Source organism: Bacteroides sp. CAG:189 (assembly GCF_000432295.1).
GTDB classification, from domain to species: domain Bacteria; phylum Bacteroidota; class Bacteroidia; order Bacteroidales; family Bacteroidaceae; genus Bacteroides; species Bacteroides salyersiae.
The window spans coordinates 27,975-45,849 of record NZ_HF991057.1 but is presented as its reverse complement, the minus strand read 5'-3'; the positions used below and the strand labels follow the sequence as shown (position 1 = coordinate 45,849).

Here is a 17,875-nt window from a genome sequence, read left to right as displayed (position 1 = left end):
CATCGATGATTCAGAAGAACCATAATACAATGTAACGCTAACATTATCTTCATCGTCATTTGCTTTAACTTTAAAAATAATATTAAATTCTGTCATATCAGTAGTAGCAGCAACAGTGGAAATAGTTGGCTTTGATTTTTTAGAAGGGGTCGGAGATTCTGTATGCCCCCCCGATGAACCACCATCATTATCATAGCCATTATCATCATCATCCGTACTACAAGAAATACAACATCCAAAAACTAAATTTAACAATATCAATGAACAATATTTATATGCCCGTCTTCTACATATCAACTTTTTCATATTTTCTCCTGTTTTTTTAATTTCTCTACTCTATTACAGGCTTTTCGAATTCGCCTTAAAACAACATGTCAGCATCGTGTTATCAACTGTAAATTGAGTCATAAAAAACGTAATTAGCAAACAGCCTTTTCCTTTTTCTTATCCAACACGATCCAAGCGAGGATATCAAGACAAAAAAAGGAACTAACAGGGTAAAAAAAATCACAGTAAAATAATACAAAATCAATATAATAGTCAATTTTCTCTCAAGTGACAATTCTATTTAAGACTTTATGCTCACAACAAAGAGAGAGCACATTGATGCAAATGAAAAAGAGCAAAGGCCTTATTTTTCCATAGTATGAAAAATAAAGCCTTATGTCAACTCTAATCAAAGATAAAACATTACTTCATTTTAATAAATTTCTGCAAAATCCAATTCATATTTTTTTCCATCACCACATAATAGATTCCTCTTGAAAGTGGAGATACATCTATACTTTCTCCCGAAATCAACTGCTCCACTTGAACATATATCCGCCCGGAAGAATCAATAATCGAAATATGTTTCAGACGATCAAAATCGCCCCGAATATATAAACGGTCGGCTACAGGAGAAGATATAAAAATCACTTGTTGATCAAAGGATTGTATTCCGGTCGCAAACCCCTGAAGCGAAACCGTTACTTCATCATATGCATTAGACTGATCTACAGCAGTAGCACGAACAACAACTTCTCCATCTTTTTTCACTCCGTCAATGGCTTGAAGTACCCCGTTCTGGGTTATTGTCGCCAAATCATCACCACTTTCTATGCTCCAAACTAAATCTTTGTCCGTAGCATTCTCCGGTAAAACAGATGCGGAAAAATGAAGAGTTTGCTGATTCGGGGTCAGCAAAAGTTGATCTTCTTCACAGGTTATTTTTACCGACGCCACTAAAATCGGTTTAACTATTACCTGACAAGTAGCAGTAAAATTACCATCAACAGTAGTAGCCGTGATTGTAGCCGTACCGGCTTTCATACCTATAACGACACCATTTTCATCGACAGTAGCAATGGCAGCATCACTACTACTCCAAATGACAGACTTATTACTTGCATCGATAGGATCGACATTGGCAATAAGTGTATATGTATCGGTAGTATTCAGCGTCACTGACGTTTTATCAAGACTGATTCCTGTCACAGGTTGTGTAGCAGTCAATTGAAACAAATGACTCAATGTACCATGTTGTTCACCATCAAATAATAATGATTCTGCCACCATTAACTCCCGACCCGTAGCTTGATTATAGCATTTAAAAGTTATATTATCACCTTGAGACTTCTTGCTATGCACCCGGAGTTCATAATACTTCTTGCCCTGTGATACAGTAGCTTTAGCGATTCCACAGCATTCATTTCCACAAAAAGCGGCAACTTCAAATGTTGCATAATCTTCCACATCCATACCATTAAATGTCAATGCCGCATGAACATTCATATCATACGCATATTCAGCCGGATCGAATGTCCAATGGGAAGCACTGCTGCCTGCACCCCAAACAAGAGGTACAAACAACAAACTAAAAAGTAATACATATATTTTTTGATCTTTCATACTCTTTTCCATTAAAAAAGTTCATCCTTTACTTACTACTTTGCACGATTCGATTTCACAAACTTCTGCCGAATGAGATCCGTATCCGTCTGAATTGTAATAAAATAGATACCTTCCGTTAACGAAGTCACATCCAGTCCTACTCCCAACGGCAAGGTGTCAGTAGTCAGTAATACACTTCCTTTCATATCAATAATGCGTATTTCCTTCACATTCTGCAAATCAGTCCGGATAAACAGACGATCTTTCACCGGATTAGGATAGATCAACAAACTACTACCGTTTTTATCAAGACCGGTTGCCGACCCCAAATGGAGTATAAACGGATTAGTCAGATTCCCAACCACATTAGCGCTAAAACAGATTGTCTCTTTTATATCGAACTCCTCACCCGTCAGCGTGTTATAGGCACGGAACGTCACCTTTTCGTTCGTCTGCTCACCGTGCACAGTGACGAACTGATAACCATCCGCCTCTGACGACATGCCACGACACTCTTCACCGGTAAACGCACCAATCAGGAATTGACCGGCGGGCAATTCTTGCCCGCTACTGCTGTAAAGCCGGGAGATAACTCCCATATTATCGGCATATTTACGCTTGTCGTACTGCCATTTCGCAAAATAATAACTTTCTGATGCACGATAGGAAAGCATAGGAATAGCCATCTTGCTACTTCCCGTCGGATAATTAAAGGATTTCACCGAACCGGAATAATATAGATAGGCATTACCCGGAGCAAGAACAGAAAGACTGCCCTTCCAAGCTGCACCATCATAAGTGGCAAACTGATCCTGTGCCATCACAATGTCGCCCTCTTCGGCCATCAAATTGCATAATGCAGCATTGACGGACATTTCCATATTCGGAGTATACCCCATCCAATTCCAACCTTTATTCAGGGTTATAGTCACTTCATTCTCCGCGAAAGGAATCCCCTTCAATGAAAAATCAACATCCTCTTTTACGCGTACCTTATACCCCCTATCCGGTTTGAAAGCTGTCAGCGAACCGTATAGGCCGTATTGATTATCGTAAACCAAATCTTCCTCCTGCCCCAAGACAGAGACGACAGATTGCTTTATAGGTTCCAACAACGCGACGGGATTATTCAGATTCTCGTCTTTCACATTGATTGAGAACCAATTCCAACCGGTAGGAAACTCATAAGAGACCGTTACGGCATTAGGGATTTTAGTAAATACCGCTTCTATATTCAAGTCTTCCAACACGGTTATTTGTAACGTTTCTTCTGTGGAACATGGACTCCCTGAAATTTTCCATCCATCAAAAGTATAACCCAAAACAGGCGTAGCAGTCAAGTTCAAAATCGTACCATGATCGTATACACCGGTACCAGATCCTACCACCATACCTCCATTCTGATCGTAATTCAAAATAAGATTGTAAGATTTCAATTTAAAATTAGCAACCAATACACCCTCTGTTGATAAAGTAAATTCATATTCCGGTTCCGTCGATAATTCCTCTCCGGCCATACTCCAGTTTACAAAACGATATCCCTCTTTTGGAGTAGCCGACACATTCAGTACGGAATTATAATCATAACGCCCGGATAGTAGAGAAGTCGTTCCGGCGTTTTCTGGCTGAACTTTAATAGTTAACGGAATTGTACCATCCATATATTGCACCCATCCGGCGTTTTTACCGGTTTGTCCACAATAATTTTCGGTATCAGTAATCTCTGCTGTTTGTACCGTCAGCACGTAATAACCGTCCTTCAACGTAACTGCCGACAATCCCAAAGCAAATTCCCGATCATTGATCTTCGTGATGGTAACAGCATCCATATTTTCTATCATGCGTCCCTGACAAGTCAACGTCATATCATCTGTAGTAAAGGTAGAAGCAATTACCGGCTTATTAAAACGTACCTTGACATCTGTCAACGGTTTGGATACATACGTTCCGGCTTCAGGTATCCCAATGAATGATTCAACTTCCAAAGTCACTTCCGGTCTTTCTTCAAATGTAAGCAAGTACTGTTCGCTAACTCCTACCAACCGATCCACAAAATGAATTCGGTTTTCATATAACGGATCCTTCCCGTCTCGTAAAGTACGATCAGTTTGCCAGAAATTTCTTAACTCTATTGCAGTATTATCACCCAATCGCGTTACACTTATCAAATTCTGACGGCCGTTCGTAGGATCACTAATCACCCCGTAATTCCATCCGGTATTTCCTGATAGTACCGTCAGTATGTACTGATTATTCTCCTTTTTTGCACATTGTACATCAGAAACAATCGATACGTTCTCCACAGTACCATCCGAAAGATACAGCATATCCGGCAGATCTTCCGCATCAGCAATATCATTGGTCAAGAAACCTGTCAAGAAAGAGTGATTATCTTGAGGTATCTTGATACTCCGAATCAATTCATGAATAGAAACAGTATCCAACAAACTCAAATCCGGATTTCCATAACTTGTCACATGGGTTGCCTGAACATCATATTCTGTAAAATGCCCTAACAAAGAACTCGTAAACCACCATTGCGCATAAGCTGTTTTTCCAGCAGAAATATCCCCAAACTTCGTTACTGCACTTTTACCCAAAGCAACACTTCCAAAATCTCCTCCATTTAATTGTTGCCCGATCAGATTAAAGTCAATCAAAAGCCCTTTCTCATTAGCAACGACTTCCGGTTGATTGGTTACCATATTAATATTCGTTCCGTCACCAGCCCCCACATTACGTATCAGTAACGAGAACTCGGCCGGCACCATCGGTTCCACAATATCTTTTGTCAATGGATCGTCTCCTAAAATATCACGTTGCATAAAATAAGTCAATTCCAAATTCGGAGAAGGCTTTACCGTCATCGTCACAGGAAATAGATTTCGCGTTACTTCCAATCCCGTAAACGGATCAATATAAGAAAGTGTACCGCCAAATGAATAACTTTCCGCATCAGTAGGAGCAGCATACTTCGTTGGTATGAACAGAATAGTAGCCTTACCGGTCTGCTGGGCTTCTAATGTCCAATTTCCTTCCAGCTCTCCTTTAAAATTATCCAAGTTCTCATTATTAATCTGAAACTCATGACTGGTGACCAATCCACCATCAGAGTTCTTTACCTCCAAATTTAGTTTGACACCGGTCATTGCGGTTGTCTGATGTCCATTGAATACAGTTAATGTACCGCGAAATGCCTGACGTGTCATGGTCATAGTCTGTGAGAATTGAAGAGTAATAGTGGAACAAACAGAACCACTTCCACCTTCAGCTCTATCCATAACATTCTTTACCTCCTGTTCTACACAATCAGTCATGGAAACATATCCCCATTTTTTTGCTTTTGCCGTGGCATTATAAATGATATTATTAGTATCTATTATTTTTTGTATAGATATTACATTCTCAGAAGTAGCATCTTCCGACAAGGTATTGTTCCATCTATCCACAAAAGAACGGAACTGTTCCTCCGTAACACAATCCGGCTTATACCCTATCAACTCATCAGCTGTAGCAACACCATTCAAATGACTAAACAATTTATCGTATTCTTCCATAGTTATATCATTCCAAGCATCTATGTCTCCGAATATTTCGCTATGAATCGTATTCATTGCCTCATAAACACCCTGTGCCAATATCATCTTACCTTGAAAATCTTCTATATAAGAGGGGATCGAAGACTTTGTTGTCGCCATAGCTCTATTTGCCGGATGATCCAAATGATCACAAGCATGAATAAAATCGTCAACGCATTTTATAACCGGAACTAACTTCGTAATAAAAGAAGTCAACTTTTTAGTTACTTTCAACATTTTCTTCATGTGCTTTCTATAAGGTTCCGGTAATAATCGCTTAAACTCATCCTCTAAAGCTGCGTCTAAAAAATCTTCCATAGCTTTACTACAACCTAATACTTTTTCTACTACATCCTTATCATCACTTTTTATCCCACTAATACATTCTGAAGCTTGTTCATGAGCTTTCATCAGTAATTTAGCCCAATCAAACTTTGCCAAAGCTTCTTTCATCTTATTAATCATCTCATCCCTTACAGCTGCATCAAGATCAATATCAAACTCAAAATCCTCGCCTTCATCCGGTAAAAATGAATCTATCAATTCATAACTTTCCACGATTTTATTAACAGCTTCTGTAACAGGAACAAAATGTGAAACACATTTCACTCCTGCGATAATCATTCCATTCTGACACGGTTCACATCCTTTGTCAACAATCGAGGGAGCAGGATCATTATTGGATGAAGGAACATAAGTACTTCCACCACCGCTTCCACCAAGACCGCCAGAAGCACCAATCCAACCCCAACCGCCACCATCTCCACCTCCCGATGAAGTTGAAGGATATGAAGGAACATTACAGTGAGGTAATTTTATAGATTTCTCATATTGATGCCATTTTCTATCATTACCACAATCCCAATATACAATTGTATAAGTCTTCATATGACAAGGAAAATCTTTTATTGCAATTTTCATACGGTTTACCGATCTTTGAGGAGCCGATTCCACATCATCTTTAAGTCTTACCCGAACCGGGACAACAACGGATTCAGACGGAAGAAGATTAAAATCTTCTTTTACCAATAATTCACAAGTCCATACATCCGATTCAGGAATGTCAATATGTACATCTTGCGCCGTTATCAAACCTTTATTAGTAAGTACCGCATTGAACATATATATCCCTTTATCAATAAGTTCTTGTACTGGAAGGCTATCCGGCATTATCACTTCAACAACAGGCACAGGAACATTCGTCTCATACTTCACTGTTGTAACAATTTCATACTCATCGTTAACCGTTGTCTCCTCCACCTGCCAGTCTATCGTAATAGCCTGAAAACTAAGATTTATCGTTTTACGATTCTCTTTTCCCGGATCAACCAGAATGTTGTTTGTATAAACATCGTGCTTATCTGCACTAACCATCAGTTTATAATACCCTTCAGGCAGGCTTTCCACGATATAAAGTCCGTTCTCGTCAGTAGTTCCTTGCATGACAAGCGCATCCGTTGCCGAATTCATGATAGCCACTTTAGCACCAGCCAGATGTGGTGCTTCAGAAGTATAATAAGTATACTCATCACATACATCTACCACTAATTTTCCGGTTGATTCAGAAACCGGGGTACAACTATAATTCATTGAGATACCATTGCCATTAGCACAATTGACAGCAATTTGACCAGTTAGCGGTCTATTCAACGGCAAATCTTCCGTTGGGGTCAGCCGGAGAATCACAGTGGTAGACTCTCCATACTTCAATGAAGGCATCTCCAAAGGAGTAACCGCTTTTATCCAATCTACCGGAGGAAGGGCCAGTACGATAGCCCCAGTTTCTCCCTTACCTCTATTCGCTATTGTAAACGAATAATCACGTGAAGTCCCTTTCGTCATCGTTGTTTTTATAGACGAAATATCAGCTTCCAATTGCCCTTTCAGGGAACGGCAGAAGTAATAAATATCAAAGTCCAAAGTGACCCCTTCTACAGAAGAGACACGGGCCTTGATTTTTTCCCATTGAGATCCTTCTGAGGGTTTATTACCTATAATACGGTACGCCAAAGAAACGGTCTCATCTCCACATATCCTGTCTTGCTTAGAAAAAGAGACAGTGCAGTTTTCCGGTGCTGAAAGTACATCAACCGTCAAGTTATTCAAGGTCAAGACACCCGGATTTGTGATTGAGACCTCTCCGTCAAATGTTTCTCCTTCGGTTATCTCACATTTTAGATAGTTTGAAGAGACTCGTTTCAGTCCATAAATATCAAAAGTGGTCTGTTCGATCGATAATTTTTCTCCAGGATAACATGCTCCCACAATAAAATGACCAGATTGAAGAGCATACGGCTTAAATGTTACCTGATATTTTCCTTTCTCATCTGTCACAGCAGAAAGCGTCTGACGGATATTAGAATTAATCAAATAAACTTCAACTGGAACATTCGCTACCTGCTTGCCAGATACCGTACCCGTTATCAAAACAGACTCTCCTTGATTATACAGTTGTTTATCCACTGCTGCAGATACAGTATACCGAGGCAATAATTTTATTGTTTTTTTCTCTGAGGTATTATTTAAAGAAAGCAACTCGGTTATTAAATGATCTTCATTGGCTACTGCATAAATAACATGTTCTCCTATTATCTCCGGTAGAGTGACAGTCGTACTCAGAACTTCACTCTCTCCAACAGCTATCTTTTTTGTTGTACGAAAGCTCCCTAATAGCGTGGAGGCATTATCTAAATACAGATTTACGATTAATGGATAGGGCAAAGGAACAACACCTGTATTCATTACTTCCACAGAAATATCAATCTTCTCCCCCATCTCGATCTCAGAAACAGACAAATCCGACATACTGACTACCGCATCCGGTAAAGTCTGATCTGTGACCATCACCCAGCAGGTCCCTTGAGTAAATCCGTCTGCTGCAACAGTAAAACTCACTGTTCGATTCCCTTCGGTCACTTCATTTGCCTTCACTGAAACCGGAATGTCGACAGAGCGTTGGCCGGCCGGAATAGTTACAGACGATTCGTATATCAGCTCCTCATCATGATCGCTGGATAATTTAATCGTTAACGCCTGTTCTGTAGAAGTATTACGAGTGACTGTTAAAACTGCAGCATGCTCTTTACCCTCCGGCAACATAGCTTGCGATGAAGATATTTTCAAAGTCGGCCCATCATCATCAAGCAGCTTCAATGTTGCATGAACTGCACCACCTGTTGTACCCGTAGCCGAACAATTACAAGAAGACAGGTAAATAGCTGCGGTTATATCAATCACTTGTTCTTCCTCTACCAAAGAATTATCAACCACACCAATTGTAAAAGCCGCTTCCGTTACTCCGGATGCTAAAGTCAATGTGGAAGACGAGTAATAAATACGTCCATCCGAATTGTCCGATAGTTTCACTGTTATTGTATTGTCTGTATGGCTTAAACGCCGAAGAACCGCCATTACCGCCAAAGGACCGGCTGCTTCACTTACTGTTTCCGGAGTAATAGTCAGTGAGAGCTCCGGCAAATCGTTATCATTGAGAAGTACCAAGCATTTGCTGTTTATATGCCGGGCAGCCGTAACCACAAACTCTGCCGAGATAGTCACATCCGGCAAATCATCATCTATTGCTTTTACACTCACCGATACACTCTTCTCTCCAGCCGGAATTACAATTTGGTTAAGAAATGAAAAACGTGACTGATGGTCACAGGTAAGATATACCGTTAAAGGAGTATCCTTCACTAATTCCCGCTCAACAGTTAACGTAAAACTTTCGCCTTCTGTAAGTTCTGTTTTAGATGTTGTTAGGGTCAAAGTCGGTAGTTCATTGTCTAAAATGCCAACTTCTCCCGTTATAGCTTCATATCCGTTTCCTGCAATTGTTATCGTTACAATCGAATCCACATCCAGCACTTCATTATCTATTGCACGAATATAAAAAGTCCCACCGGACTGCCCTGCCGGTATCGTTACCGATTCCGGTACATTCAAACGTTCCGGCTTATCCGCACGAAGACTGAAAACCTGTTCATTCGCCCAACTGCCACTCCGATATAGTTTACAGCGAATTAATGAAGTATTATTTTCCTCAATAGCTGCCGACGGTAATTCTACCCGTAATTTCTTAGTAATATCGCAGACAGTTTCCGACTGAGCCGTATTGTTACCTATTGCAGCGGCTAACTCCCCTAAATTTGCTCCGGGAATCAACTTGACTTTAGCTTTCACCGATCCTTCAATGCCCAATGGTTCCGAAAGAGCAAACTCAGCCTGCCGACTCACGCTTCCACCAATCCCTAAGACAGACTCATAATATACTTTGCCTAAATAAACCTCTTCGCCATTATCAGCCACCAAAGAGACCTGCTCACTCCAACCATCACCCGTTTCCTTGTCTCCTTCATTGATTACCAACCAAGAAACCGAAATCTTATCGCCGGGAGTGTAAGATGTCTTGTCTACTTTTACCGCAGAGACTGCTACGTCCGGACGCGGATCTTCAATCACTAATAATGCTCCCGGATCAGAAGAAGTCAGCACATTATCCCCGTTACGAATACTTAAAATAGGTTCTGTCATTGTGAAAGGATACCTGCTTCCAACCTCCCAACTTTCCGGAACTTTCATTGAGAAATTTATAATATTTCCGGAATTTCCTCTCAAAGGAGAATTTGTCGGAGAATAGATTACAAACAAATATTCCTTACCCGATCCGCTCACAGACAATACATGATCCGATTTCCGATCCGTCAGTTCCCAAGAATCACGGACCAACGTACTATAATCAGGACGCCGTAACTTAAACTGTAAAGCAACAATTTCGCTGTCATTATTCAATGCCACAGCCACATTAATCGTTTTCCCTCGTCCGCATTCCACTTCCGGTATATATAATTTATTTGTCACCTGCTGTGCTCCCATCGACAAGGAGGAGAGCAACATCCCCCACAGCAGCATGAAAACCATTTTACACTTCATAATTCATCTTATTTTGAAATGACTACTTTTTGACTCTTATACGTTATCCCCTCGCTTGTCTCCAACTGTAACCTTATCAGATAAATACCGGGAACAAAATCCGACATTACCTGCAAAGCGCCTGCGGCAGGAGTTTCAAAGACCTTCTTGCCAACCGGACAACCGTCCATGCCAATCGCATCAACCGTCATACGTTCTACGCCGAGCGGCAATGTCACACAAACATGATTATTAACATTGTAGATTGAAACCTTTTCAGAAATATCCGCATGAACACTCGTCGGAGAAACTACTGCAGAGATACGTCGAGCATCCTTATCGGCCAGATCGGCATAGGCTACAGCCGCCTCTTGCGACGAGAGTTCGGCAAGAACCGTACGCCCTGCCGGTATCGTCTCTCCCGCTATAGAGTAAACAATAAGGCGCACTGCATCGTCTTTCTCTTTCATCGCCGTTTGGTACTGACTTACATTCAGTAACATACGCAACTGAGACGGGCGGCAACCACTCAACACAATGTCGGCCGCGGCAACCTCACCGTCACTATACATCACCAGTTTTCCATCTTCTATGCAGATGCGCACAGAAGAAAGCATCTGCGAGCGGGCAAATGACGACATCGCAACCACAGAAGCCGTTTCAAGCACAGGAGTCCCTAACACAAGATCGACAAGCAACACTATATCCTGAACAGTAAGTTTTGAATCTTCATAAACATCCGCAGCCGCATATACAAACAAGTAAGAGCTACCGTTCACAATGTAGTTCAACGTGCCCTGCACATCTAATACATCAATTGCCGAATCCGCATTTACATCTCCCTTATCGAAAAACACAATCACCGGAAGAGTACTTCCAGTCGCATCATTATTACGAGATTCTAATAAGAATTGACTTCCGGATGCCGCTCTCCAATCCGACCAACTCATTTCATAATATTCGGTTTTGTTGTACAGAGTGGCAGTAGTGGTAACCCCCGATTGATTTAAAGAAAGACCTAAGGAGGAGACAGGTTTATAGCTCTTCGTAGAATGAGAATACGTGAAAATAGTCGGCAAATATAAATTCGTCTTTACGGCTAACCGTATTTCAGGGATTTCTTCTACCGGTACCTGCTGATAACGTATATTCAAGTTTTCAATTTCATCCGACAGAGGGGCTGAAAGTTCAGAGAAACAATTATTCTGCAATTTCAGCGTTTTCAAAGCAGGAAAGGCATTAGCCAAGACAGAAACATCTCCTTTAAGCTGATTGCCGTTCAATATAAGTTCAGACAAGATTGGCCGGATGGAATGCTTGGCAAGGATTTCAGCCAACTCTTTTACATTCCAATCTAAAGCATTACTACTTAAATTAAGTTTTTCCAATGTAGGCAACGCCAATACAGAAGAAGGAATAGACCCACTTACTCTACAGGCACTCAGCTCAATAGCAGATACATGATTATCTGTAAAAGTCACCCCTCGCCAATTACTTCCATCAATCATATCACTGCTAATATCCCAAGAGACAGACCAATTTGTTCCTTTCATTTCATTATACATGTCGCACAAGGCGGCATAATCCTCCGCTCCCATTTTTTTGGATGCCAAGTTCACATACAGTTCGGCGTCATAGGTAGTAAGCACTTTTTCAATGCCATTCGGTAACTTTACGACAGCATTGGCAAACTGTATATTGTAATATCCGGGCTTCACTTCCGAAGAAACCGTCAAAGGAATATTCAGTATTGCTCCCGAAGTTCCTTGTATGTTCTGTTCACCGGAAATGACAAAGTGCCAAGAGTTCCCCTCTTCATTCTCTGTGATCTGCAATGTATGTGTATTGCAACGGTTACCTAACGTCACCTTTTCTTTATCGATCACAATGTTATTATCCGGTATGAGATCAAAGGCCAAGCCGGAGACATTTCCCGAATTAACCAGATAAACCGGAAAATCGACCGTGCCGCCCTGCTCTACAGAAGTAGAATACCCTTGAATATAATAATACTTTTCATCCGGCGTACTGGGTTCACCGGGATTGTAAGGATCGAACACGAATTTCGCTTTCAAGGCCACATCTTCCTTCCCCATCGTGAAATCCAAAGACGCATTGGTGGAGAGCTTCAACGTATCGGCGCCTTCTATACGATACCAATAAGCCAACTTATATCCATTATTTCCATATGCTCGTAAATACAGCTGTTCGCCTTCTGCAAATGTGCTGCCGCTACTCCAATTAAAACTGCCGGCCCCTACCGGATCGGACTCTAAAAAGAGCTGATGCCGGATAACCGGTTCGGGAGGATTGGGAGGACTATACACAAAGCGAGCCGTCAAAGTAACATCCGTACTCCCCATAAGATAATTAAAGCCGGGGGAAATAGAAATGACCTTACCGTCTTGTTCCCATGCTACAAAACGATAATCACCTTTGGAATAAGCATATAAATAATAAGATTCCCCTTCGGTTACCGCCATTTCCTTCTCACAATTGAAGTATCCGGCTTCTGCCGGTTCGGCCACCAGAGAGATACGCAAACTTCCTGCCGGTTCGGGAGGATTGGGAGGGTCGTATTGCCCCCAAGCAGTGAGGTTACTCAACAGTAACCCCACAAGGAGGATATATTTCAGTCGTTTCATAATGAATTATTTTATTAATAAACCACTGATTTACTGATAGAATTACCAGCTTTTATCACATAAACGCCTTTAGTCAGAGGAACAAATGTACCCGTTTCTTCAACCGGAAGCTCGGCTATCTTCACTCCGGCCACTGTATAAACCTCCACCTTCTCTCCAGCTTGCCCTTTAACAAGTATCCCCCCGTCAGCAGACGTTACTTCACAAGCAACATCCGACCGTTCTTCTTTCACCGACGTCGGAGCTGCACCGAAACGTAGAACAAAACGATTGTCAAAGTTACCGGCTTCGGATGAAAAACGATAACCTTCGGCAGACAGCGCTACCGTACGATCGGTTACTGCATCGTACAGCCATGCATCGACATCGGCCTTATCCGCATAAAGAGTATATTCTCCGGCACTACCGGCATAATATCCCAACCGGACAGACCCACCTTCGATAAAAGGCCGTGCATTAATAGCATATTGCAAACGTGTATTATCCAGTGTGTAAAGTTGCGGCACTGCGGCCACTGGACTCATGAACTTAGCAGCATCCTCCTGCATATCATATCCCGCAGAAGCATTCGAAACAAATGCGATACGAGTTTTATCAGCATATGTGCCGTCGGTCAAACGCAAATTAATCAAACTGCGGGAACCGGAAACACTCCTCATTGAACGTGTAGTCCATTTTCCATCGACCAACGCCGCCTTAGCAAGACGCTGTTCCGGCATAAAATGAATCGTCTCCGTTCCTTGAGGAACCTGCACGAAGAAAGCTTCCATCGGTGCAAAGACATATTCATCCGCATCCAGTATGGAATAAGCGTCATAGGTCCATGAATCCTTGTTCCATACCGTAATGGGAGATTTAAAATCGATACCGTTCATATTATAATAGCAGGGATACGGATTACCGATCAAGTTCCAACCCTGATTGGAAGCGTAGTTTGAAATATTCTCACTAACAGGTATTTCTTTCGAAGCAGGAGTCAACATCTGCATTCCACTATCCGTATCTCCTCTTACAGTCAGGTACACCTCCATGCTCGCCTGGAAAATATAACCTTGTCCGGCATGTAGTACACCCTCCGTCACATCTTTCCAGCTTTGCCCAGTTCCATTCAAGGCACGTTCCGCACCGTCATAATATCGGAATACATAACCGATAGAACCCACTAAAGTGGTATCTATTTTTTCAACCGTGATAGCGGACATATCCACATCAAACGGGAAAGATAAGAAATACCAATTGCCAGCTCTACATGCATATTTTATTTCCATATCAGCGACCGTAACATCACAATTAGTCACAATGGCAGATGAAGCAAGCGGTCGCCCCTCGACAGGATATCCATGATAAGAATCATAGAACCATTCACGCAGGTTACTGTCGCCTTGCTGCATAACTAACGAATTCAGAGAGAAAGTACCACTGCCATCCAATGTCAAAGAACTTCCATATCCCAATGTTAAATCAGTAACCGGTTCAAGTAGACTTCTATCCACATGCAAAGAACCGTTAAGCGTCATTGATTCCTGTACTTCTTCCAGAGATTCCATATTTGGAAATTCTCTCCAATAAGTATGTTCGGCATAGTCGCGGACCGAAAATCCAGGTACTCTCAGATGACACATACCCTTATCCAAATCCCTAAAAGGATCATTGTAAATTTCCATATCTAACGGAGCCGGCATATGACAAGTAATCTGTTGCAACTGCCAACATCCGGCGAACGCATTATTGGATAAGTAATTTAAAGAAGACGGTAATTCTATTTCCTGCAAATTGGAACAGTATGCAAAAGCATCATCGAATATACATTTTAACCCTTCCGGCAGAACGACCGAGAGCAAATGGTCATTCCAACCAAATGAGCTATTAGAGATATAATCCAATCTGGCATGTTTCAAGTTCAGCGACTCCAGTTTCCACATGTCACTATTTATAAATCGAAGGTCTTCTTCATTCAATGGACCGGTTACCGTCAATTTTGTAATTTTATCAGATTCCATAGACGAAGCCCATACTTTTTCGTGCAGCGTTCCCGGCATATCCACCTCCACCTCTAAGGAAGTATCGGGTATGATTCTATCACCATATGTTTCCACATACGATTCTTGCAATATTTCCTTATCGTCTCTTCGCTCAAAAACAGTTTTCAACGGAAGTCCATTTTCGTCGTATGTACGATCGTATGTATATATACTCGAATAAATATAATCCCCATCAATCTCTTTCGATTCATATCTGATTATATCCCCTTTTTCATTGAATATTTTAGTTGTCGTAAATGTCCAATCATCCAAAACATTAGCATAGGTATACGAAAAACTGCCATTATCATCCAAGTAAGTTTTCGTTTCAACAAGCATTGGAACTTCTAATTCCTGTTCTCCCACAATCACTTTTATCGTACGGGTATATCGATCTTTTTCAGCATCATATTCAGATACCACATGTCCTTTCATAAGGACAACCGTACCGTCTTCATCCGCTTCGCTACCTATTACTATATCAGCATTGAAAAGAGAAAAATCATCTCCGTCATTGTCAAAGAAATATTCGTCCCAGTCATCGGAAAAACATAAATAAGGATTCAATTTTTCCGTCTCATACATAGGCACGATGTTCGTAAGTGACAGGCTGTCTCCATAAGATACCAAATAAAATTCAGACGGAAAATCGTCTTTCCAACTGATTTTAACTTTAGCCCTATCATTACTGCCGTATGACTCGTAAATCCAAGTCAGGTATCCTTTTTCATTAAAAGTGGCCTCCTGAACGATGCGGCTATCAATTCCGGTACGAATGCCATTTTCATCCAAAATAGTAGTAAAAGACGAATTAGTTGAATATTCCACCCACTCTTTTCCATTCCATTGATAAGTAATCTCACTTAATTTCATCTTTCCCTGTACTCCACCATAACTACACATTTTCCTATAAACATCACCCTGTTCTTCCAACAATATATTTCCCAAAGAATCAAATTCTAAATAATAAAAATCTTTACGGGAAACCGTTCCATCACCATTATAATAGGTATATTCCCGATTCACTTTCGGCGGATAATATTTATTATTCGAAACACTTCTCGTCAAAAGACTTCCATACCTTCCCAAATTAGACTTTGTAAAGTCTTGGTTTACCCTTGACTTCACTATCTGTTCTCTACGATTAGTCTCATGGCGTTTCAACCAATCGCCAAATGCATTTTGAGCATTAAGTTCCACACCCAACAAAAACAACAAAATAGAAAAAAGTAGTCTTGCTTTCATATGTCTGAAAATTTAAAAATTTACAATAATATTAGCATAGGTAAAGATATACTGTTTTAAAATATTAGAAAAACGGTATTTTTATCAAAAGTGCCCAAACTGATAAAATCAATGTCTATCACTCGAAAAACAGTAACTATATTACATATTTTTTTTCAAAAGCATCTTCTATCATTACCTAATAGGCTGAAATATGATAAGGAAACGACGTGAATCCACAAATTCTTTTCTATCTTTACCCACTTTCACTGTGATTTTTTTAATTCCGTAACGACCAATAATCCAAAAAGCAATCGAAAAAACCAATGGACTCAAGAGCCACGCAAGTCAACGAAAGCATAGAGCAGGAATTCCTATCCGTTATCCGGGAATACGAGCGGGTGATATATAAAGTGTGCTACCTGTACACCACCCCTACGGCTACCCTCAACGATCTATATCAAGACGTGGTACTCAATCTATGGAAGGCCTTTCCTAAATTCCGCAGAGAATGTAAGATATCAACATGGATCTATCGTATCGCGCTGAATACCTGTATCAGCTTCATTCGTAAAGAAAAAAATGTGCCGGAGTTTGTTACCTTAAACCGGGAGGGGGACTGGATGACCGAAGAGAACGATCCGCTTCAGGAAATGCTTCGCCAACTTTACCGGATGATTAACCAATTGGGACAGCTCGACAAATCCATCATACTGCTTTATCTCGAGGACAAAAGTTATGACGAAATATCAGAAATTACCGGCTTGACCGTAACAAACGTAGCAACCAAATTAAGCCGAATTAAAGATAAATTAAAAAAAATGAAGAAGGAGGAATAAGATATGGAACTGGATGAACTTAAAAAATCATGGAATGCATTGGATGAACATTTGAAAGACAAAAAGCTTGTCAAAGATGAAGACATATCCCAGCTCATCAACCATGCCACAAAGAATATCAATGCAATCAGCCGCTTGAACAAAAGATTACGTATCATCTCTCTGACAATTATTGCATTATTCATATTGGCCCTGTTATACGACGGTGTATTCCCGGATATCTACTATCAGATTATTCTCATAGCTCTGATACCGGCTTTAGGATGGGATATATTCAGTTCCCGCTATCTCAGCAATACAAAGATAGACGAACAGCCGCTTGTTACTGTTATTTCCCGCTTCAACCGTATGCATCGTTGGGTAATCCGTGAACGGATCATCGGTATCGGTTTTATTTTGTTTATGGCTGTATTTTTCTTTTTTTACCGGGAAGTATGGCAACACGGCACCGGAATGATCGTTTTCTTTTTCGTGATATGGGCAATAGGCATTATCATTCCTCTCTCGATATATCGTAAGAATCTGGGGCGTCTCCGCGAGATAAAGAAGAATCTCGGAGAGCTAAAAGAATTAAAAGATAATAATTAGCTCGGATCCGGTTTAAATTTTCCTCTTACAAGTTTTTATCGGCATTATTAAAACCGACCCTTAAACCATATTCTTCTCTCTAACCTGAATAATTCATAATCAGTAGTAAGTAGCTAAGTAGTAAGTAGTTAACTACTTAACTACTGCGTATAAATTATTCAAGTTAAGTATAGCGGAGAAGACTTTATACTATTGTT

The 17,875-nt window shown here is 40.8% G+C and carries 6 protein-coding genes and 1 pseudogene; 2 read left to right on the top strand and 5 right to left on the bottom strand.

From position 1 onward, the window contains the following. The 5 genes and pseudogenes from QVP90_RS08490 to QVP90_RS08470 all read right to left on the bottom strand — a co-directional run. Nucleotides 1–306: pseudogene (locus QVP90_RS08490) on the bottom strand (hypothetical protein); the annotation flags it as partial. 384 nt (nt 307–690) lie between these two features. Then, a complete protein-coding gene (locus QVP90_RS08485; RefSeq protein WP_021936171.1) occupies nt 691–1,890 on the bottom strand; it encodes an Ig-like domain-containing protein in 1,200 nt (399 codons plus the stop codon). A gap of 35 nt (nt 1,891–1,925) precedes the next feature. Continuing rightward, complete coding sequence (locus tag QVP90_RS08480) at nt 1,926–10,382, bottom strand: InlB B-repeat-containing protein (RefSeq protein ID WP_021936170.1); 8,457 nt, start codon at nt 10,380–10,382, stop codon at nt 1,926–1,928. Between the two features lie 8 nt (nt 10,383–10,390). Then, nucleotides 10,391–13,006 (bottom strand): InlB B-repeat-containing protein, encoded by a 2,616-nt coding sequence (locus QVP90_RS08475; RefSeq protein WP_021936169.1) that lies wholly within the window; start codon nt 13,004–13,006, stop codon nt 10,391–10,393. 14 nt (nt 13,007–13,020) lie between these two features. Continuing rightward, entirely contained in the window at nt 13,021–16,272 is a 3,252-nt protein-coding gene (locus QVP90_RS08470; protein ID WP_021936168.1) for a leucine-rich repeat domain-containing protein, read from the bottom strand. A gap of 305 nt (nt 16,273–16,577) precedes the next feature. Between QVP90_RS08470 and QVP90_RS08465 the strand changes: the two genes are divergently transcribed. Both QVP90_RS08465 and QVP90_RS08460 read left to right on the top strand, forming a co-directional pair. Next, nucleotides 16,578–17,090: an RNA polymerase sigma factor gene (locus QVP90_RS08465; protein ID WP_005923773.1), complete on the top strand. Its 513-nt coding sequence runs from the start codon at nt 16,578–16,580 to the stop codon at nt 17,088–17,090. A 3-nt stretch (nt 17,091–17,093) separates the two neighbouring features. After that, entirely contained in the window at nt 17,094–17,678 is a 585-nt protein-coding gene (locus QVP90_RS08460; RefSeq protein ID WP_005923776.1) for a hypothetical protein, read from the top strand. Nucleotides 17,679–17,875 lie beyond the last annotated feature (197 nt).

Excerpts from the sequence above, each read along its gene's own strand:
- QVP90_RS08470 (WP_021936168.1), bottom strand. The coding sequence starts at position 16,272 with ATGAAAGCAAGACTACTTTTTTCTATTTTGTTGTTTTTGTTGGGTGTG.
- QVP90_RS08475 (WP_021936169.1), bottom strand. The coding sequence starts at position 13,006 with ATGAAACGACTGAAATATATCCTCCTTGTGGGGTTACTGTTGAGTAAC.
- QVP90_RS08465 (WP_005923773.1), top strand. The coding sequence starts at position 16,578 with ATGGACTCAAGAGCCACGCAAGTCAACGAAAGCATAGAGCAGGAATTC.
- QVP90_RS08485 (WP_021936171.1), bottom strand. The coding sequence starts at position 1,890 with ATGAAAGATCAAAAAATATATGTATTACTTTTTAGTTTGTTGTTTGTA.
- QVP90_RS08460 (WP_005923776.1), top strand. The coding sequence starts at position 17,094 with ATGGAACTGGATGAACTTAAAAAATCATGGAATGCATTGGATGAACAT.
- QVP90_RS08480 (WP_021936170.1), bottom strand. The coding sequence starts at position 10,382 with ATGAAGTGTAAAATGGTTTTCATGCTGCTGTGGGGGATGTTGCTCTCC.